The organism is Methylobacterium sp. FW102-HT35C08 (genome assembly GCF_058790235.1).
On the sequence record NZ_JBYTCL010000002.1, the window covers coordinates 48,310 to 65,864 of the forward strand.

Annotated in this window: 19 protein-coding genes and 1 tRNA gene; 15 read left to right on the forward strand and 5 right to left on the reverse strand. The window is 69.0% G+C overall.

The window, feature by feature from the left end:
• The first annotated feature begins 9 nt into the window (after positions 1-9).
• Positions 10-465 (forward strand): DUF1178 family protein, encoded by a 456-nt coding sequence (locus tag AC3WSN_RS00320; protein WP_492535547.1) that lies wholly within the window; start codon positions 10-12, stop codon positions 463-465.
• Between the two features lie 87 nt (positions 466-552).
• Here the strand turns inward: AC3WSN_RS00320 and AC3WSN_RS00325 are convergent, their stop codons facing one another.
• Positions 553-1,041 (reverse strand): disulfide bond formation protein B, encoded by a 489-nt coding sequence (locus AC3WSN_RS00325; protein ID WP_492535549.1) that lies wholly within the window; start codon positions 1,039-1,041, stop codon positions 553-555.
• A gap of 2 nt (positions 1,042-1,043) precedes the next feature.
• Positions 1,044-1,625 carry a YqaA family protein gene (locus AC3WSN_RS00330; RefSeq protein ID WP_192706871.1) on the reverse strand — a complete coding sequence of 194 codons (582 nt, stop codon included), beginning with the start codon at positions 1,623-1,625 and terminating at the stop codon, positions 1,044-1,046.
• A 126-nt stretch (positions 1,626-1,751) separates the two neighbouring features.
• On the opposite strand from AC3WSN_RS00330, the gene AC3WSN_RS00335 reads away from it, so the two are divergent.
• The 5 genes from AC3WSN_RS00335 (at position 1,752) to AC3WSN_RS00355 (ending at position 4,553) form a co-directional block, all read left to right on the forward strand.
• Positions 1,752-1,836: transfer RNA gene (locus AC3WSN_RS00335), tRNA-Leu, on the forward strand.
• Positions 1,837-1,984: 148 nt separating this feature from the next.
• Positions 1,985-2,926 carry an NAD(P)/FAD-dependent oxidoreductase gene (locus AC3WSN_RS00340; RefSeq protein ID WP_492535551.1) on the forward strand — a complete coding sequence of 314 codons (942 nt, stop codon included), beginning with the start codon at positions 1,985-1,987 and terminating at the stop codon, positions 2,924-2,926.
• The gene (locus AC3WSN_RS00345; RefSeq protein ID WP_492535553.1) at positions 2,923-3,843 is read left to right on the forward strand and encodes a histone deacetylase family protein; all 921 of its coding nucleotides are present in this window, start codon (positions 2,923-2,925) and stop codon (positions 3,841-3,843) included. Before AC3WSN_RS00340 ends, AC3WSN_RS00345 begins: the two co-directional genes overlap by 4 nt.
• Before the next feature lie 146 nt (positions 3,844-3,989).
• A complete protein-coding gene (locus AC3WSN_RS00350) occupies positions 3,990-4,163 on the forward strand; it encodes a hypothetical protein (RefSeq protein WP_492535555.1) in 174 nt (57 codons plus the stop codon).
• A gap of 147 nt (positions 4,164-4,310) precedes the next feature.
• Complete coding sequence (locus tag AC3WSN_RS00355) at positions 4,311-4,553, forward strand: hypothetical protein (protein WP_492535557.1); 243 nt, start codon at positions 4,311-4,313, stop codon at positions 4,551-4,553.
• Positions 4,554-4,568: 15 nt separating this feature from the next.
• On the opposite strand, the gene AC3WSN_RS00360 is transcribed toward AC3WSN_RS00355, so the two are convergent.
• The 3 genes from AC3WSN_RS00360 to AC3WSN_RS00370 all read right to left on the reverse strand — a co-directional run bounded on the left by AC3WSN_RS00360 (position 4,569) and on the right by AC3WSN_RS00370 (position 7,343).
• A complete protein-coding gene (locus tag AC3WSN_RS00360) occupies positions 4,569-5,735 on the reverse strand; it encodes an alanine racemase (RefSeq protein WP_492535559.1) in 1,167 nt (388 codons plus the stop codon).
• 97 nt (positions 5,736-5,832) lie between these two features.
• Positions 5,833-6,468, reverse strand: coding sequence for a 2-dehydro-3-deoxy-6-phosphogalactonate aldolase (locus AC3WSN_RS00365; RefSeq protein ID WP_492535561.1), 636 nt, complete (start codon positions 6,466-6,468; stop codon positions 5,833-5,835).
• Positions 6,465-7,343, reverse strand: a complete 879-nt coding sequence (locus AC3WSN_RS00370) for a 2-dehydro-3-deoxygalactonokinase (RefSeq protein ID WP_492535563.1) — start codon at positions 7,341-7,343, stop codon at positions 6,465-6,467. Before AC3WSN_RS00370 ends, AC3WSN_RS00365 begins: the two co-directional genes overlap by 4 nt.
• Positions 7,344-7,542: 199 nt before the next feature.
• Between AC3WSN_RS00370 and AC3WSN_RS00375 the strand changes: the two genes are divergently transcribed.
• From AC3WSN_RS00375 to bktB, 9 genes are all read left to right on the forward strand, one after another.
• Positions 7,543-8,301: an ABC transporter ATP-binding protein gene (locus AC3WSN_RS00375; protein WP_492535564.1), complete on the forward strand. Its 759-nt coding sequence runs from the start codon at positions 7,543-7,545 to the stop codon at positions 8,299-8,301.
• Positions 8,294-9,037, forward strand: coding sequence for an ABC transporter ATP-binding protein (locus AC3WSN_RS00380; protein ID WP_492535566.1), 744 nt, complete (start codon positions 8,294-8,296; stop codon positions 9,035-9,037). Before AC3WSN_RS00375 ends, AC3WSN_RS00380 begins: the two co-directional genes overlap by 8 nt.
• A 293-nt stretch (positions 9,038-9,330) precedes the next feature.
• Entirely contained in the window at positions 9,331-10,548 is a 1,218-nt protein-coding gene (locus tag AC3WSN_RS00385) for an ABC transporter substrate-binding protein (protein ID WP_492535568.1), read from the forward strand.
• 28 nt (positions 10,549-10,576) lie between these two features.
• A complete protein-coding gene (locus AC3WSN_RS00390; RefSeq protein WP_043380394.1) occupies positions 10,577-11,464 on the forward strand; it encodes a branched-chain amino acid ABC transporter permease in 888 nt (295 codons plus the stop codon).
• A gap of 21 nt (positions 11,465-11,485) precedes the next feature.
• Positions 11,486-12,472, forward strand: a complete 987-nt coding sequence (locus AC3WSN_RS00395; RefSeq protein ID WP_192706881.1) for a branched-chain amino acid ABC transporter permease — start codon at positions 11,486-11,488, stop codon at positions 12,470-12,472.
• Between the two features lie 138 nt (positions 12,473-12,610).
• On the forward strand, positions 12,611-12,967 hold the full coding sequence (locus AC3WSN_RS00400; protein WP_492535571.1) for a hypothetical protein: 357 nt from the start codon (positions 12,611-12,613) through the stop codon (positions 12,965-12,967).
• Positions 12,968-13,029: 62 nt separating this feature from the next.
• Positions 13,030-14,991, forward strand: a complete 1,962-nt coding sequence (gene mutL / locus AC3WSN_RS00405; RefSeq protein ID WP_492535573.1) for a DNA mismatch repair endonuclease MutL — start codon at positions 13,030-13,032, stop codon at positions 14,989-14,991.
• 163 nt (positions 14,992-15,154) lie between these two features.
• Complete coding sequence (locus AC3WSN_RS00410) at positions 15,155-16,360, forward strand: acyl-CoA dehydrogenase family protein (protein ID WP_492542971.1); 1,206 nt, start codon at positions 15,155-15,157, stop codon at positions 16,358-16,360.
• 16 nt (positions 16,361-16,376) lie between these two features.
• Entirely contained in the window at positions 16,377-17,555 is a 1,179-nt protein-coding gene (bktB, locus tag AC3WSN_RS00415; RefSeq protein WP_492535574.1) for a beta-ketothiolase BktB, read from the forward strand.

Consider the following 17,555-nt stretch of genomic DNA (forward strand, 5'->3'; position numbering starts at 1 on the left):
AGCAAGAGAATGATCCGGTACAGTCTCGTCTGCGAGGCCGGGCACGGCTTCGAGAGCTGGTTCCCGTCCTCGGATTCCTACGATGAACAGGCCGCACGCGGGCTCGTGACCTGCCCGGTCTGCGACAGCGCGAAAGTCAGCAAGGCTCTGATGGTGCCGCGTATCGCCCGCACGGATCGCGAGCGCTCATCTGTCCCAGTCCCGGCGCAACCGGACCAGCCGCAGACCCTGATCGCGGAGCCGGAGCGACAGGTCCGGGCCATGCTGCGGGCGCTGCGCGAACACGTCGTGGCCCATTCGGAACATGTCGGCGAACGCTTCCCCGAGGAGGCCCGCAAGATCCATTACGGTGAAACGGAAGGCCGCTCGATCTACGGTGAGGCGAGCGCCGCCGAGGCGCGCGCGCTCATCGAAGAGGGCATCGAGGTGGCCGCGATTCCGATCCTGCCCGACGATCGCAACTGAATCTGCGGTTCATCCTCCAGGGCGGAGGCCAAGCCTCCAGGCGCGTGCCTTAAACCGGGATCATCCAGGCTGAAGGCACGGGCCCGATCAGGGGCGCGCAGCCGCGGTGCCAGCGAGGGAGGCCAGCGCGAAGGAGACGAGCGCGTTCCAGCCGGCGAGGGAGATGCCAAGCACCCGAAGCGCGGCGACGGAGCAGTCCACGACCTTCGTGGATCCCAGCGCGTTGAGGAAGTCGCCCACCTGACCAGGGTTGGCGCCGGTGCCGCCGCCGCAATCGGACGGTCCCGGCCAGAACCCCCACTCGGCGCCGGCGTGATAGACCCCGACGCCCGCCCCATACAGGAGGCCGAGGGCGGCGAGACCGAGGACAATCCGGCCGATCCGCTCCGGTGCCAGCAGGGCGACAAGCCCGAGCGGCAGGGCGGCGTAGAAGGGCAGACGCTCCGTCAGACAGAGCTTGCAGGGCGCGTAACCGTATCCGTATTGCAGCACGAGAACGGTCCCCACCGTGAGGGCGGAGAAGATCGCAAGCCACAGGCCAGCCGTCTTCACACGCAGTGCTGCCGCCGTGTTCATCACTACAGGATCACTTTGAAGAGGAGGAAGCCGAGGACGATGACGGCAACGGAGATTGCCGCCACCGCGTTGAGGTGCCGATCCAGAACGCCGCGGATCTGGACGCCGTAGCGTCCGAGCAATCCGGCCAGGATGAAGAACCGCGCGCCGCGGGTCACGATCGACAGCACCGTGAACCAGAACAGGCTGTAATGGGCGAAGCCCGAGGTGATGGTGACGAGCTTGTACGGGATCGGCGTGAGCCCTTTGAGCAGGATCACCCAATGGCCGTAACGCGCGTACGAATCCTGGAACGTCGCGGCTGAGTTCTGCAGGCCGTACAGGCGGATCAGCCACTCGCCGACCGAATCGAACAGCAGCGCGCCGATCGCGTAGCCGACGAGACCCCCGAGAACGGACGCGATCGTGGCGATGGTCGCGTAGAACCAGACCCGGTCCGGACGGCTGACCGCCATCGGCACCAGCATGGCGTCGGGCGGGACCGGGAAGAACGAGCTTTCGGCGAATGCCACGGCGCCGAGCGCGTAGGGCGCGGAGGGCCGGCCGCTGAGGGCCAGGATCCACGCGTAGAGCCGGCGGAGCATTCAACATCCTGGATGGAAAGACCGGTCGCCCTTTGAGCATAGGTGCCCGGTCTTGGCCAGATCGACCGCGAGCGCGAAAAACATACTTGGCCCCCGCGGCCGGTTCGTGCGAAGAGCGCCGGGCACGCGGGTATGGCGGAACTGGTAGACGCGGGCGACTCAAAATCGCCAGCCGAAAGGCGTGGGGGTTCGATTCCCTCTACCCGCACCATGCGCGCCCGTGATCGGGATGCGGCTGCGGCATCCTGCACGCACGGTTCCGCGCAACCATACAAGCCTTCGCCCTGACTTTGCTGGCCACGCTCCTACTTTCTGACGCGGCCGGCTGAGCGGGCCGGCCTTGGGAGTGGATCGAGGGTGTGAAGAAGCGCCGAACCGTCGCGATCCTCGGAGCCGGCATGGCCGGTGCGACCGCCGCCCGGATGCTCGCCGATGCTGGCCTGACCGTGCAGGTTTTCGATAAGGGGCGGGCGGTCGGCGGCCGCATGGCGACCCGCCGCAGCGCGTCCCTGCAATTTGATCACGGTGCCCAGTTCATGCGGGCGCGCGGATCCGTCTTGGCGGCGCGCCTCGCGGCGTGGGAGCAACGGGGGATCGTCGCCCCCTGGGTCGGGGCGGAGCGCTGGGTCGGCGTCCCCGACATGACCGCGCCGATTCGCGATCTCCTGGCCGGCCTGTCCGTGCGATCTGCGACCACGATCACGCGGATTCCACGGGACGACGGCGCTTGGTATCTCGACGACGCTGGGGGTGGGGTGCACGGCCCGTTCGGCGCCGTGGCGATCACCTTTCCGGCGCCGCAGACCGCCGCTCTGCTCGACGGATCCGGATACGCCCTCGCCGATGTTGAACGCGCCTCGTACGCGCCCTGCTGGTCGGTGATGCTGGCCGCCGAAGGCGGGCCGACCGGCGACCTGATCGAGCCGCGGGAGGATCCGGTCGGCCTCATCGCTCTCGATGCGTCGAAGCCGGGCCGCCCGGAAGGCGTTCGCCTGACGATCCACGCGACGGCCGATTGGTCGCGCCGCCATTTGGAGGAGCCGCGCGAGATGATCACCGCCAGCCTCATCGAGGCTGCGGCGCGGCATCTTCGCGTTGCGCTCCGGCCGACCCATGTGGAGGCCCATCGTTGGCGCTACGCACAAGTCGAGACCGCCCTGGACGTGGCCAGCCTGTACGATCCGGCTCTCGGGCTCGGTGCGGCCGGCGACTGGTGCCTCGGGGCGCGTATCGAGGCAGCTCACGACAGCGGGGCGGCGCTGGCCCGGACGATCGCGGCCGACCTGAACGGGGCCGCATGATTCCGCCGATCGCATTTCATCCGGCTTACGAAGCAAGCTTGCCGGCGGGGCACCGCTTCCCGATGCGCAAGTACGGGCTGCTGGCGGAGACGCTGATCGCCAAAGGGCTCGCGCCGCTCGGCTTCGTTACGCCAGAGCTGGCCACCGCCGAGATCCTCGTCCGCGCGCACGATCATCGCTACGTCGAGGCGGTGCTGACGGGCACGGTGTCCCGCGAGATTGAACGCGCGATCGGCCTGCCGGTCGATCGGGCCGTGGTCCGGCGCTCGCGCGCGTCCGTGGGTGGGACCCTGCTGGCGGCGCGCCTTGCGCTGTCGGAGGGGCTGGCCGGCAGCGCTGCCGGCGGCAGCCATCATGCCCGGCGGCAGCAGGGCGCCGGCTTCTGCGTGCTGAACGACGTCGCGGTCGCGGCCCGCACGCTCCAGGCCGAGGGCTTGGTCCGGCGTACCCTCGTGGTCGACTTGGATGTCCATCAGGGCGACGGCACAGCGGATTGCCTCGCCCTGTGTCCGGAGCTGTTCACGCTTTCCGTCCACTGCGAGAACAACTACCCCGCCCAGAAAATCGCCGGCGACCTCGATATCGGTCTGCCGGACCGGCTCGACGATGCCGGCTACCTCGAAGTGTTGCGGACGCGCCTGCCGCCGCTGCTCGATGCGTTGGCGCCCGATCTGGTCTTCTACAATGCCGGAGTCGATCCCCACCGGGATGACCGGCTCGGGCGCCTCTGCCTCTCCGACGCGGGCCTTCTGGCCCGCGACCGCTTCGTCGTCGCGCAGGCCCGAGCCCGCGGCATTCCGCTCGTGGCGGTGATCGGCGGCGGATACACGACGGATGTGGAGGCGCTGGCCCAACGGCACGCGCTGGTGTTTGAGGCCCTGGCGGCCGAGGCCGCGACGCGCCCACCCCACAGGTGAGGCCTGAATGCATCAGGTCGCGAGCGACAGAGCTCGCGTCCGAATCGGGAAAGGTTTTGGGAAGGGCTGCCTCACAGGATGGCAGGACCGCGGCCCTTCGAGGTGAATCCGCGGCTTGGACGCAGTGACGCCCCTGAGGTTTGGCCATGCTCGCCCGGGTCTGGGACGTGGTGAAGGCGACGCTCGCCGTGTCGGCCCTGATCGCCGCCGCACTGGTGTCTGCCGACAAGCTCGACCGACAGCGCACGTCGCCGGTGCCTGGCGCAGCTCTGGGCGAGCCCGCCATCACGGGCGCGATCACGCCCGCCGGGCGCCCGTAAGCCAGCGGCTCTCCCGCAAAGCTCTCCGCAGTTCTGCGACGGATTGTGCACCGATCCGACGGAAACCTCGGCGGTTACCGGCGCTCTTGCCCGGCCGCGCGACCTGCGCGTACGCGCCGGCCGCTTCGCCGGAGAGGATCCGGTTCGATGAAGTCCGCCACCTTCGCCCTGCTGGCGGTCGTTGTCGCAGAGGTGCCGGCACTTGCGGAAACGCGGGCCGAGCGCTCCGCATGCACACCCGACGTGCTGCGCCTATGCGCCGCCCAGATTCCGAATGCCGGAGCGATCGCGGCCTGCCTGCGTGAGAGGCGCGCCACCCTCAGCCCCGGATGCCGGATCGTAATAGGGGAATCCGACGCTCCGATGCGGTCAGTGGCCGCCCGCCGTTGAAACCGCGCGACTGATTCACCAGCCGTTGATGCGCGGCCAGACCTGGCCGGTCATCGCGCCACCGCGGATCACGTGGTAGCGGTCGTGCTGGGCCCCGGTCGCGCAGGCGTGGTTCGGCAGGATGCGCAGGCGCGTGCCGATCGGCAGATCGGGCAGTGCGGCAGACGAGCCCTTTCGCAGGGCCAGGATGCCGTGCTCCTGATTGGCGTCCCACACGATCAGATCCGGATAGGGCAGGCCGGCCCGGTCACAGACGAGACCGTAGCCCTGGTCGACCGTTTGGCGGGCTGTGCCCCTGTCTCGGGAGAGCGCCATCCAGCCGGCATCCGTGATGATCCATCCTCTGTCGCGCTGGTGCCCGATCACCGTCGTGAGGATCGTGAGCGCGATATCGTCCACCGCGCAGGAGCCGACGCCGGCCTGGAACAGGTCGCCGATCATGAACACGCCGGCGCGCACCTCCGTGACGCCGTCCATGGTCTCGGCGTAGCGGGCCGTCGGGGTCGAGCCGACGCTGACGATCGGGCAGGGCAGCCCAGCGTCCCGTAGGATCGCGGCGGCCGCGACGGCGGCTCTGCGCTCTGCCTCCGCGGCGGCGCGCAGCGCGGCGGGGTCGCTCAGCCCGTAGCTGTCGCCGGCATGGAGCAGCACGCCGCGCAGGACGGCGCCGTCGGAGAGCGCGCGGCCGATGGCGATGAGCGTATCGGCATCGCGCGGCGCGACACCAGAGCGGTGACCGTCGGCATCCACCTCGATCAACACCGACAGGGGATCGCCGTTCTGACGGCTCCAGGCCGCCACCGCGTCGGCCTGCGCAACCGAATCGAGGATGATCGCGAGGTCCGTGTTCCAGCGCCGGCGAATCGCACCGACCCGATCAAGCTTGTGTGGCGCGATCCCGACCGCGTAGATCATGTCGCGGACCCCGCCTTCGGCGAAATACTCGGCCTCCCGCAGGGTCGATACGGTGACCGGACCATCGGGACTCGCCATGGCGGCGCGCGCGACATCGAGGGATTTGGCGGTCTTGAGATGCGGACGCAGGGTGACGTGCATCGCATCGAGATGCCGGCGCATCCGGTCGATGTTGGCCCGCAGCTTGTCCGCGTCGAGGACGAGGCAGGGGGTGTCGAGGCCGCCGAGGCCGTCGCGCTCCGTACCCGTCCCGCTCTGACCGATCATCGACCCGCTCCTGTCCTCGCTGACGCAGCAGCCTGATAGGCTGCCCGGGACCCGGGTCCAAGCCGGGATCTCGACGAGAGTGGGCGGCGCGGGTCCCTCAGCCGGCGTGCCGGATGGCTGCCACGAAGGCGTCCGCATCGCGAGCGACGTCGGCCGCCGCCTTGCCCGGTCGGTAGAGGTTTGAACCGAGACCGAAGCCGTCGGCGCCGGCCTGACGCCAACCGGCGATGCTGTCGGGCGTGACGCCGCCGACCGCGAGCACACGCGTGCCCGCCGGCAGCACCGCCCGGTGCGCCTTCAAGGCGAGGGGAGTGGCGACATCCGCGGGGAACAGCTTGAGTGCCGTGGCTCCGGCCGCGAGTGCCGCGAAGGCTTCGGTCGGCGTCTGATAGCCCGGCAACGCGATGAGGCCGGCCCCGACCGTCGCGCCGATGACGGCGGCATCGGTATTGGGTGATACCACCAGAGTTCCGCCCGCGTCGGCGACCGCCCCGACCTGCGCCGGCGTCAGGACGGTGCCGGCGCCGACGAGGGCGCGTCCGGCCAGCCGTTCGGCGAGAAGCCCGATGCTCCGCAGCGGCTCGGGCGAGTTGAGCGGAACCTCAATGAGCGTGAACCCGACCTCGACCAGCGCGTCGCCCACGTCCGGCGCGGCGTCGGGCGTCAGCCCGCGCAGGATGGCGACGAGCGGGCAGGCCGCGAAAGCCGTCTCGAACCAATCGCGGATGGTCATGCCCGCAAACTCCAGATGGCGTGGATGCCGGCCGTCGTGGAGCCGTCCGGCACGAGCACCGGCATTCCGCCGGCCTCTCTGATGGCGACGGCGTAGAGGGCGCTTAGGGACCCGCCGCCGACCACGTGGACCGGACGGCGGGCGAGATCCTCCCGGGTGCCGATATCGGCACCGATCAGGATCCCGCTGGCATAGGCCGCGGCGTCGTCGAGCGCCAGCCGGCCGAGCAGGATGCCGGCGCGGACCTCGAAGAGGCTGGCGGCGACGTTGTGCGAGGCGATCCCGCGACGCAGCCCTCTCCGGAATGGTGCACCATCCGCGACTGGGCCGTCCAGCATCCCGGCCAGCACGCCCTGATGGCGAAGAAGCGCGAAGACCTCACCGGTCATGACCGTGGTGAAATCTGTGATCGCGCCGTCCACGGTCTCGATCCATTTGTTGTGTGTGCCGGGCTGGCAGAACAGCGCCGTCGGCGGTGCGGCGCCGGCGCGGATCGCGCCCAAGATCTGGATCTCCTCGCCCCGCATTACGTCGGGCCGTTTGCCGTCGCGGAGGGCGACGCCGGGAACGATGTGCACGCCCGGGGCGGCCTCGGCACAGGCGTCGGCGAGACGCTCCAGCGTTGCGGGAGCTGCGATGTAGGGCGCCTCGAGCCAGCCTCGGTTGGAGCCGACCATTCCGACGGCGATGACCGGATAGGTACCCAGACGCTCCCGCAGCGCCGCGATCTCATCCGGATACTGATCTGTCGTGACGGCGAGGACCCCGCGATCGTCGTGCAGGCTGTCCAGCACCGCACCCTCACGCGTCATCGCGTAGGCTCGGCGGTTGGTCGTGCCCCAATCGATGGCGATGTAGGCCGCAGGATCGGCCATCGAGCCCTCCCGGTCGATATTGTCTGAGTTAACCGCGTGGCGGTAAACGGTCAAGCTCGGCATACGGGACGGGCTTCAGCGCGGAGGTTTGAATATCACTCCCGGGGGATTGTCGCGCCGCATCGAGCGTTTGCGATGGACTGGTCCCGCTTGCATCGGCGATATGGCGGGCAAGAATTCATACCCGGGAGGGGCACGCTTGGCACGGGACGTCATCCTGGCGACGGACGGCCTGACGATGGAATTCAAGGGATTCCGGGCCGTCAACGGCGTAGCCTTGCAGGTCGAGCGTGGGACGATCCACGCATTGATCGGGCCGAACGGCGCCGGCAAGACGACCTGCTTCAATCTCCTGACGAAGTTCCTCATCCCGACCGCCGGGACGATCCGCTTCAAGGACCGCGACATCACCGGCGTGAAGGCGGCCGATGTCGCCCGGCTCGGGCTGGTGCGTTCCTTCCAGATCTCGGCGGTGTTTCCGCATCTGACGGTCATGGAGAACGTGCGCATCGCGCTGCAGCGGCGGCGGCGCGGCGACTCGTTCGACTTCTGGAGACCCGAGCGGGTTCTGCGGGCGCTCAACGGCGAGGCGCTGGCGCTGGTGGAGGCCGTGGGCCTCTCAGACTTCGCCGACGTGCTGGCGGTGGAGCTGTCCTACGGACGCAAACGCGCCCTGGAAATCGCTACGACGCTCGCCCTCGACCCCGAGATGCTGCTCCTCGACGAGCCCATGGCCGGCATGGGCCACGAGGATGTCGAGCGTACGGCGCAGCTGATCCGCCGGGTGTCGAAGGACCGGACCATCCTGATGGTCGAGCACAACCTCTCGGTGGTGGCGTCCCTATCGGACCGCATCACCGTCCTGGCCCGCGGCCAGGTGCTGGCCGAGGGCGATTACGCCACCGTCTCCAAGGATCCGCGCGTGGTCGAAGCGTATATCGGGGCGGGACATGCCTGAAGCGGCCCTGAAGACTCCGGCTCCGGCCGCCGCGACCGGCTCGCTTCTCACCGTCCGCGGCCTGGAGGGCTGGTACGGCGAGAGCCACGTGCTCCACGGCATCGACATCGACGTCCGGGCCGGCGAGGTGATCACCCTTCTGGGCCGCAACGGCGCCGGCAAGACCACGACGCTCCGGGCGATCATCGGCATTCTCGGCCGACGCTCGGGGTCCATCGTCTACGACGGCGTCGAGACTATCCGGATGGCATCGCGCAACATCGCCCGGCTCGGGCTCGGCTACGTGCCGGAGGAGCGCGGCATCTTCGCGAGCCTGACGGTGCACGAGAATCTGATGCTGCCGCCCCGGGTGAAGCCGGGGGGCATGTCGGTGGCCGAGATCCACACGCTGTTCCCGAACCTGAAGGAGCGGGCCAGCAGCCAGGGCACGAAGCTGTCCGGCGGCGAGCAGCAGATGCTGGCGATCGGCCGGATCCTGCGCACCGGCGCCAAGCTGATCCTGCTCGACGAGCCGACCGAAGGTCTCGCGCCGGTCATCGTCCAGCAGATCGGCCAGACGATCCAGCAATTGAAGGCTCAAGGCTACACCATCGTGCTGGTGGAGCAGAACTTCCGCTTCGCCCAGACGCTGGCGGACCGGCACTTTGTGATCGAGCAGGGGCGGGTGGTCGACATGATCCCCAATGCGGAGCTTGACGCCAATATCGACAAGCTTCACGCCTATCTCGGCGTCTGACATCATGTCTCGGATCGGTCCAGTCAACGGATCGCGGCAGATCAAGACGCCGTCGTACCGGGGCTCGCCGCAAGCGGGAGCCCGGAATCCAGAAACTCCGCGGGCTTGGAGCGTCGTGCAACGATCAGCTCCGACGGCGGCTCTGAATTCCGGGCTCGGCTGCGCGGCCCCGGAATGACGGTGACAAATCCCAGCTCAAGAATTCGACGACGCTTGGCAACTCGACCACTTCCTGTCAGCCCGAATACCGGGTCGGCGCGAGGGGGTGCACAAGATCAAGGATGGAAACGCACATGTTCGGACGTATTGGTCGGCCCGTGACTCTCGCCGCCCTCGCGGGCGCACTGATGATGGGCACCGCGGCCGCGCAGACGAACGTGAAGATCGGCATCCTGGGCGACCGCTCGGGTGCCTATTCGGACATCAGCGGCGAGGGCTCGGTGGTCGCCGCCAAGCTGGCCGTCGAGGATTTCAAGCCGGAGCAGCACGGGCTGAAGGTCGAGATCGTCTCGGCCGACCACCAGAACAAGCCGGATGTCGGCGCGGCCATCGCCCGGCAATGGTACGACCGCGACGCCGTCGACATGATCACCGACGGCGTGACCTCCTCGGTTGCGCTCGCCATCAGCCAGGTCACCAAGGAGAAGAACAAGGTCTTCATCGACACCGGCGCCGGCACCGCCGATCTGACCGGCCCGCAATGCACGCCGAACACGATCCATTGGGTCTACGACACGGTGGCGCTGGCCAACGGCACCGGCGGTGCCATGGTGAAGCGCGGCGGCAATACGTGGTTCTTCCTCACCGCCGACTACGTCTTCGGCCAGACCCTTCAGCGCGACACCAGCGCGGTCATCACCAAGAACGGCGGCAAGGTCGTGGGCTCGGTGAAGACGCCGTTCCCGACCTCGGATTTCTCGTCCTTCCTGCTCCAGGCGCAAGGATCGGGCGCTAAGGTGATCGGCCTCGCCAATGCCGGCACCGACACGATCAACTCGATCAAGCAGGCGGGTGAGTTCGGCATCACCGAGGGCGGGCAGGCGCTCGCCGGCCTCCTGGTCTTCTCCTCGGACGTGCATTCCCTCGGCACGAAGGTCGCGCAGGGTCTGGTGCTGACCGAGCCGTTCTACTGGGACCTGAACGACCAGACCCGGGCCTTCTCGGACCGCTTCGCCAAGCAGATGAAGAACGCCTCGAAGCCCACCGCCAACCATGCCGGCGTCTACTCGGACGTGCTCCACTACCTGAAGGCCGTCGCCGAGCTGAAATCGACCGCCGACGGCGCCGCCACGGTCGCCAAGATGAAGGCGACGCCGACCGACGACCCGCTGTTCGGCAAGGGCACGATCCGCGCCGACGGCCGCAAGATCCACGACATGTACCTGTTCGAGGTCAAGAAGCCCGCCGAATCGAAGGGCGAGTGGGATTTGTACAAGACGCTCGAGACCATCCCGGGCGATCAGGTCTTCCGGCCACTCAACGAGGGCAACTGCCCTCTCGTGAAGGGCTGAGCATGCGATCTAGGCGCGGAGAACGGCCATGACCACGATCTTCGGAGTGCCGACGCAGGCCCTGTTCGGGCAATTGCTGCTCGGCCTGATCAACGGCTCGTTCTACGCGATCCTGTCGCTGGGGCTGGCGATCATCTTCGGGCTCCTGAATATCATCAACTTCGCCCACGGCGCGCTCTACATGATGGGCGCGTTCGTGGCCTGGATGCTGCTGACCTATGTCGGCCTCGGCTACTGGTGGGCGCTGGGTCTGGCGCCCCTGGTGGTCGGGGCCTTCGGGATCGTGCTGGAGCGGGTGCTGATCGCCCGGCTCTACAAGCTCGACCATCTCTACGGCCTGCTGCTGACCTTCGGCCTCGCGCTGATCATCCAGGGTCTGTTCCGCAACCAGTACGGCGTCTCGGGCCTGCCCTACGCGATCCCGGCCGAGTTGTCGGGCGGCCAGCGGCTGCCGTTCATGTTCCTGCCGAATTACCGGGCCTGGGTGGTGGTCGCCTCGCTCACCGTGTGCATCGCCACCTGGCTGGTGATCGAGAAGACCAAGCTCGGCGCCTATCTCCGGGCAGCCACCGAGAATCCGACCCTGGTCCAGGCCTTCGGGGTGAACGTGCCGCTGTTCCTGACGCTGACCTACGGCTTCGGCGTCGCGCTCGCGGGCTTCGCCGGGGTGCTGGCCGCGCCGATCTACTCGGTGAACCCCAACATGGGCGCCGACATCATCATCGTCGTCTTCGCCGTGGTGGTGATCGGCGGCATGGGCTCGATCATCGGTTCGGTGATCACGGGCTTCGCCCTCGGCCTCGTCGAGGGGCTCACCAAGGTGTTCTATCCGGAAGCCTCGGCGACTGTGATCTTCGTGATCATGGTGCTGGTGCTGCTCGTCAAACCCGCCGGCCTGTTCGGGCGCACGGCCTGACCGCGAACTGAGGCATCTCCCATGGCCGACACCGCCGCCATCGACGCCGCCCCGATCGCCGCCGCTCTGCCGACGACCCGGGACGACAAGGCACTCCACCGCCTGATCTTCGTCGGCATCGCCGTTCTGCTGATCGTGGCGCCGCTGGTGCTCTACCCCGTCTACCTGATGAAGGTGCTGTGCTTCGCACTGTTCGCACTCGCCTTCAACCTGCTGCTCGGCTACGGCGGCCTGCTCTCCTTCGGTCACGCCGCCTATTTCGGCATGGCGAGCTATCTCTGCGCCTACACCGCCAAGCATCTCGGCTTCACGCCCGAGGTGGCGATCCTCACCGGCACGGCGACGGCGGCCCTGCTCGGGCTGGTCTTCGGCGCGCTGGCGATCCGCCGGCAGGGCATCTACTTCTCCATGATCACCCTGGCGCTCGCTCAGATGGCCTACTTCTTCTCGCTGCAGGCGAAGTTCACCGGCGGCGAGGACGGCATCCAGGCGGTGCCGCGCGGTGCGCTGTTCGGGGTGATCAGCCTCGCGGACGATCGGGCGATGTACGCCGTCGTCGCCGTGATCTTCCTGGCCGGGATGCTGCTGATCTACCGGATCATCCACTCGCCGTTTGGGCAGGTGCTGAAGGCGATCCGCGACAACGAGCCGAGGGCGATCTCGCTTGGCTACCGGGCCAGCCAGTACAAGCTCGCGGTGTTCGTGCTCTCGGCGACGCTGGCGGGGCTCGCCGGCTCCACCAAGGCGATCGTCTTCCAGCTCGCCTCGCTGACCGACGTCCACTGGGCGATGTCGGGCGAGGTGGTGCTGATGACGCTGGTCGGCGGCATGGGCACGGTGTTCGGGCCGATCGTCGGAGCGCTGGTGATCGTCACCATGGAGACCTACCTCGCCCAGTTCGGCGCCTGGGTGACGATCATCCAGGGCTGCGTCTTCGTTCTCTGTGTTCTGCTGTTCCGCGAAGGCATCATCGGCCTGATCGCGCGCCTGATCCGCAGACCGCTCTGAAATGTCGCTTCCGGGCTGCGCCGCTCAAGCCGGTGGAGCAGTCCCTCTCGTCGGAGCATAAAACAAGCCGTCGCCTGTGGTCACCGTTCGTTAACCAAGAACGTTCAACCTGAAGTTCCAGAACGGTCAGGTGCCGCCATGACGAAGGACCGCGTGCTCAGCGTCGACGATCCCACCAACGATTGCCCCGTCTCGCCCGAGACGGTGGGGCAATTGATCAAATCCGACGCCGAGGGCGCCACCGACTTGCTCGACGGCATCCCGGAAGCCACCCGAGCGCGGCTGGCCGTCTGGCTCTACGGCCGCAGCCACACGCACGAGATCGGGGTCCGGGTCGCAGCAACCTGCGACGGCGCAACGCTGCGGCGCACGGCCGGGCTCGTCGGCAACGTCCTCTACGACCTGTCCCGCCGGCCCTACGCGGCGCCGAACCACGGAACGCGAACCGGCAGCGCCGGCCGGATCTCCCTGGGCGGGTCAAAGCGGCGCGCCTGAGCGCCGGACCTCTGCCGGCGCCCGATTGGATCGGGACCACCCAGGGGTTATCTTGGCGGCAGATGTCCATGACCGCCACCGCGCCCTCCGTCCGCCGCCTCGATCCCGTGCTCGTCGACCGCATCGCGGCCGGCGAGGTCGTGGAGCGCCCGGCCTCGGCCGTGAAGGAACTCGTCGAGAACGCCATCGATGCCGGGGCGCGGACCATCGAGGTCACGGTCGAGGCCGGAGGCCGGCGGCTGATCCGCGTCGTCGATGACGGACGCGGCATGACGCCGGACGATCTCGACCTCGCGGTCGAGCGTCACGCCACCTCGAAGCTGCCCGGGGGCGATCTGACGGCGATCGACACGCTGGGCTTTCGCGGCGAGGCCTTGCCGTCGATCGGCGCGGTGTCGCGGCTCGCCATCGTCAGCCGGACCCCGGATGCCGAGGCGGGTGCGAGCCTCACCATCGAGGCTGGCCTGAAGGGGCCGGTGCGCCCGGCGGCGGCACAGCGCGGCACGCGGATCGAGGTGACCGAGCTGTTCGCCGCAACGCCGGCCCGGCTCAAGTTCCTGAAGTCTGATCGCGCCGAGAACGCGGCCATCGCCGAGATCCTGCGGCGGCTCGCCGTTACCCAGCCCGGGATCCGCTTCACCCTGCGGGCCGATGCCGGCCAGCCGCTGGTTCTGCCGGCGGAAGGTGGGCCGGAGGCCAATCTGCGCCGGCTCGCCGCGGTGCTGGGACCGGATTTCACCGCCAACGCCCTGCCGGCGTCCCTTGCCCGCGAGGGCTTCGCGGTCACGGGCCATGTCGGGCTGCCGACCTATCATCGGGCCGCGGCGACCCACATCCACCTCGCGGTCAACGGTCGCCCGGTACGGGACCGTCTGCTGCTCGGGGCGGTGCGCGGCGCCTACGCGGACACACTGGCCTCCGACCGGCACCCGGTGCTCGGCTTGAGCATCGCGTGCGACCCGGAGCTCGTCGACGTCAACGTCCATCCGGCCAAGACGGAGGTGCGGTTCCGCGAGCCCGGCCTCGTGCGCGCCCTTGTGGTGAGCGCGATCCACGATGCGCTGCGACGTGGCGGCGCCCGCTCGGCCACGACCGGCGCGGCCCGGACCCTCGATGTCCTGCGGCCGGCCGGGCCGCCGCTCGCGATCCATACCGGGATTGCCGCGCCGAGCCTGTTTCAGCCCGCGCGACCGGGTCCGTTTCCGGCCCATGCGCCCTCGGTGGCGGCGCCTCCCGGTTACGGCCGGTCGGACGCTTGGCGGCCTGCACAGGCGGCGCGCACGCCGGATCCGGCCTTTGCCCTGTCGGACGAGCGCGGTTTCGCCGAGGCGGCCCAAGCTCCGTTCGCACGTCCGGAGATCGAGGCCCCGCCCCAGGCGGATGTCCGGTCCGTTGCCGAGGCCGCGGAGGCCATCGACCACCCGCTCGGCGCGGCGCGGGCCCAGATCCACGAGACCTACATCCTCGCTCAGACCCGCGACGGCCTCGTGATCGTCGATCAGCACGCCGCGCACGAGCGGCTCGTCTACGAACGGATGAAGGCCGAGCGGGCGCGTGGCGGCATCGCCCGTCAGGGATTGCTGATCCCCGACGTGGTGGAGATGAGCCCGGAGGAAGCCGAGCGGCTGGTCGCCGCGGCGCCGGATCTGGACCGCCTCGGACTCGCGATCGAGCCCTTCGGCCCCGGCGCCGTGCTGGTGCGCGAGGTGCCGGCGGCGCTGATCGGCGCCTCGGTACGGGACCTGGTCACCGACATCCTCGACGCCCTGGAGGCCAGCGGAGACGAGGAAGGCGGCGCTCCGGCCACTGAGGGCGGTCCGCTCGGGCGGCGCCTCGACGCCGTCCTGTCGCGGATGAGCTGCCACGGCTCGATCCGCGCCGGGCGGCGTCTGCGCCCGGAGGAAATGAATGCCCTGCTTCGCGAGATGGAGGCGACGCCCAATTCCGGTCAGTGCAATCACGGGCGTCCGACATCGATCGAGCTGAAGCTGTCCGACATCGAGCGGCTGTTCGGCAGACGCTGACCACCGCCGCAAACGGCGCGGGCGCCGAACAGCCGCGGCACTTCGTTTCGCCTTGCGGTTGCCTGACCGGGTCCCGATCGTGGAGAGAACGGACGAGAGCGGGTGCGCCCAGCCCGACGGGCGCCTCCCGACCGCGCACGGGCATCTGCCGGAGGCCGCGACCATGGACTTCACCATCTCGCCCCGCGTCGAGGCGTACCGCGCCCGGATCGCCGATTTCGTGGATGCCCACATCGTGCCGCTCGAATCCGAGCCGGCAGCCTATGACGGGCACGGCAACATCAGCCTTGCCGAGCTGGCCCGGCTGCGCGGCCTCGCCCGCGAGCAGGGATTGTGGTGCCTTCAGCTGAAGCCCGAGACCGGGGGCGCCGGGCTCGACAAAGTCGGCATGGCGGTCTGCTACGAGGCGATGAACCGCTCGATCTTCGGGCCGGTCGTGTTCAACTCGGCCGCGCCGGACGACGGCAACATGATGGTGCTGGAGAAGGTCGCAACCCCGGCCCAGAAGGAGCGCTGGCTTGCGCCGATCGTGGACGGACGGGTCCGCTCAGCCTTCGCGATGACCGAGCCGCATCCTGGCGGCGGCTCCGATCCCGGCATGATCCAGACCCGGGCCGAACGCCGGGGCGACACCTACGTGGTCACCGGCCGGAAATGGTACATCACCGGCGCCGAGGAAGCCGACCACTTCATCCTGATGGCCCGCACTTCCGACGACGCGCGGAAAGGTTTGACCGCCTTCCTGTTCCACAAGGACCAGCCCGGTTGGCGGATCCTGCGCCGCATCCCGATCATGGGACCGGAGGAGCATGGCGGCCATTGCGAGCTGCTGTTCGAGGGGCTGGAGATCCCAGCCGAGAACATCCTGATGAACGAGGGCGACGGCCTGAAGCTCACGCAGATTCGCCTCGGCCCGGCACGGCTGACCCACTGCATGCGCTGGCTCGGCCTGTCGAAGCGCTGCGTCGAGATCGCCCGGGCCTACGCGGCCGAGCGCCACGGCTTCGGTATCCGCCTGGCCGACCGGGAGAGCATCCAGCTGATGCTGGGCGACCTCGCCATGCGGATCGAGATCGGCCGCCTTCTGGTCATGAAGGCCGCCTGGGCGCTCGACCAGGGCAGCTTCGCCCGCAAGGAAGTCTCGATGGCCAAGGTCCACGTGGCCAACCTGCTGCACGCGGCCGCCGACGTGGCGATCCAGATCAACGGCGCCCGGGGCTATTCCACCGACACGCCGCTCGAATGGATCTACCGCTACGCCCGGCAGGCGCGGCTGGTGGACGGGGCCGACGAGGTTCACAAGATGGTGCTCAACCGAAACCTGGAAGCCGAGGGCGACGCCTTCTGGTCGTGGCCGGTGGGCGCGTAAGCGAGAGATGACGAGCATGACCGACGTCGTGATCACAGGCGCAGTGCGGACCGCGATCGGCACCTTCGGCGGCGCGCTGGCCGCGATCCCGCCCTCCGAACTCGCGGCCCGATGCATCGCGGAGGCACTGCGCCGGGCCGGCACGCAGCCGGAGGCGGTCGGCCACGTCGTACTCGGCAACGTGATCCCGACCGAGCCGCGGGACGCCTACATCGCCCGCGTCGCGGCCATGGAGGGCGGCATCCCCAAGGAGGTGCCGGCCATGACGGTCAACCGCCTCTGCGGCAGCGGCCTCCAGGCGATCGTCTCGGCGGCGCAGTCCATCCTGCTCGGCGATGCCGACACGGCGGTGGCCGGGGGCGCCGAGAGCATGAGCCGTTCGCCGCATCTCTTGAAGAACGGGCGCACCGGGCAGCGCATGGGCGACGCGGTGCTCGTCGACTACATGCTCGGCGCGCTGAGCGACCCGTTCGGAAACGGCCATATGGGCGTGACCGCCGAGAACATCGCGGAGCGCTACGGCATCCCCCGCGAGACGCAGGATGCCTTCGCCGCCGAGAGCCAGGCTCGTGCGGCTCGGGCGATTCAGGAGGGCCGGTTCCGCGAGCAGATCCTGCCCGTCGAGATCCAGCGCAAGCGCGAGACGGTGGCGTTTGACACCGACGAGCACCCGAAATCGACCAGCGCCGATGATCTCGCCAAGCTGCGCCCCGCCTTCTCCAAGACCGGCAGCGTCACGGCCGGCAACGCCTCGGGCCTCAACGACGGCGCCGCCGCGTTGGTCCTGTCGAGCGCGGCCCGCGCGAAGCGCGACGGCCGCACGCCGCTCGCGCGCATCGTCGGCTACGCCCATGCGGGCGTGGATCCGTCCGAGATGGGCATGGGCCCGGTTCCGGCCGTGCGGCGGCTGCTGGAGCGCACGGGCCTGCGCGCGGCGGATTTCGACGTGATCGAGTCGAACGAGGCCTTCGCGTCCCAGGCCTGCGCGGTGTCGCGCGAACTCGACCTCGACCCCGCCAAGGTCAATCTCAATGGCGGTGCCATCGCGCTGGGTCACCCGATCGGTGCCACCGGCGCGATCATCACCGTGAAAGCGCTCTACGAGCTGGCCCGCAGCGGCGGGCGCTACGGCTTGGTGACTATGTGCATCGGCGGCGGCCAGGGGATTGCCCTGGCGGTCGAGCGGCTGCACTGA

Bases quoted from the DNA above. Each gene is read 5' to 3' on its own strand.
- bktB (WP_492535574.1), top strand. From the start codon at position 16,377: ATGACCGACGTCGTGATCACAGGCGCAGTGCGGACCGCGATCGGCACC.
- AC3WSN_RS00390 (WP_043380394.1), top strand. From the start codon at position 10,577: ATGACCACGATCTTCGGAGTGCCGACGCAGGCCCTGTTCGGGCAATTG.
- AC3WSN_RS00350 (WP_492535555.1), top strand. From the start codon at position 3,990: ATGCTCGCCCGGGTCTGGGACGTGGTGAAGGCGACGCTCGCCGTGTCG.
- AC3WSN_RS00400 (WP_492535571.1), top strand. From the start codon at position 12,611: ATGACGAAGGACCGCGTGCTCAGCGTCGACGATCCCACCAACGATTGC.
- AC3WSN_RS00410 (WP_492542971.1), top strand. From the start codon at position 15,155: ATGGACTTCACCATCTCGCCCCGCGTCGAGGCGTACCGCGCCCGGATC.
- AC3WSN_RS00370 (WP_492535563.1), bottom strand. From the start codon at position 7,343: ATGGCCGATCCTGCGGCCTACATCGCCATCGATTGGGGCACGACCAAC.
- AC3WSN_RS00395 (WP_192706881.1), top strand. From the start codon at position 11,486: ATGGCCGACACCGCCGCCATCGACGCCGCCCCGATCGCCGCCGCTCTG.
- AC3WSN_RS00345 (WP_492535553.1), top strand. From the start codon at position 2,923: ATGATTCCGCCGATCGCATTTCATCCGGCTTACGAAGCAAGCTTGCCG.
- AC3WSN_RS00385 (WP_492535568.1), top strand. From the start codon at position 9,331: ATGTTCGGACGTATTGGTCGGCCCGTGACTCTCGCCGCCCTCGCGGGC.
- mutL (WP_492535573.1), top strand. From the start codon at position 13,030: ATGTCCATGACCGCCACCGCGCCCTCCGTCCGCCGCCTCGATCCCGTG.
- AC3WSN_RS00360 (WP_492535559.1), bottom strand. From the start codon at position 5,735: ATGATCGGTCAGAGCGGGACGGGTACGGAGCGCGACGGCCTCGGCGGC.
- AC3WSN_RS00325 (WP_492535549.1), bottom strand. From the start codon at position 1,041: ATGAACACGGCGGCAGCACTGCGTGTGAAGACGGCTGGCCTGTGGCTT.
- AC3WSN_RS00365 (WP_492535561.1), bottom strand. From the start codon at position 6,468: ATGACCATCCGCGATTGGTTCGAGACGGCTTTCGCGGCCTGCCCGCTC.
- AC3WSN_RS00355 (WP_492535557.1), top strand. From the start codon at position 4,311: ATGAAGTCCGCCACCTTCGCCCTGCTGGCGGTCGTTGTCGCAGAGGTG.
- AC3WSN_RS00320 (WP_492535547.1), top strand. From the start codon at position 10: ATGATCCGGTACAGTCTCGTCTGCGAGGCCGGGCACGGCTTCGAGAGC.
- AC3WSN_RS00380 (WP_492535566.1), top strand. From the start codon at position 8,294: ATGCCTGAAGCGGCCCTGAAGACTCCGGCTCCGGCCGCCGCGACCGGC.
- AC3WSN_RS00330 (WP_192706871.1), bottom strand. From the start codon at position 1,625: ATGCTCCGCCGGCTCTACGCGTGGATCCTGGCCCTCAGCGGCCGGCCC.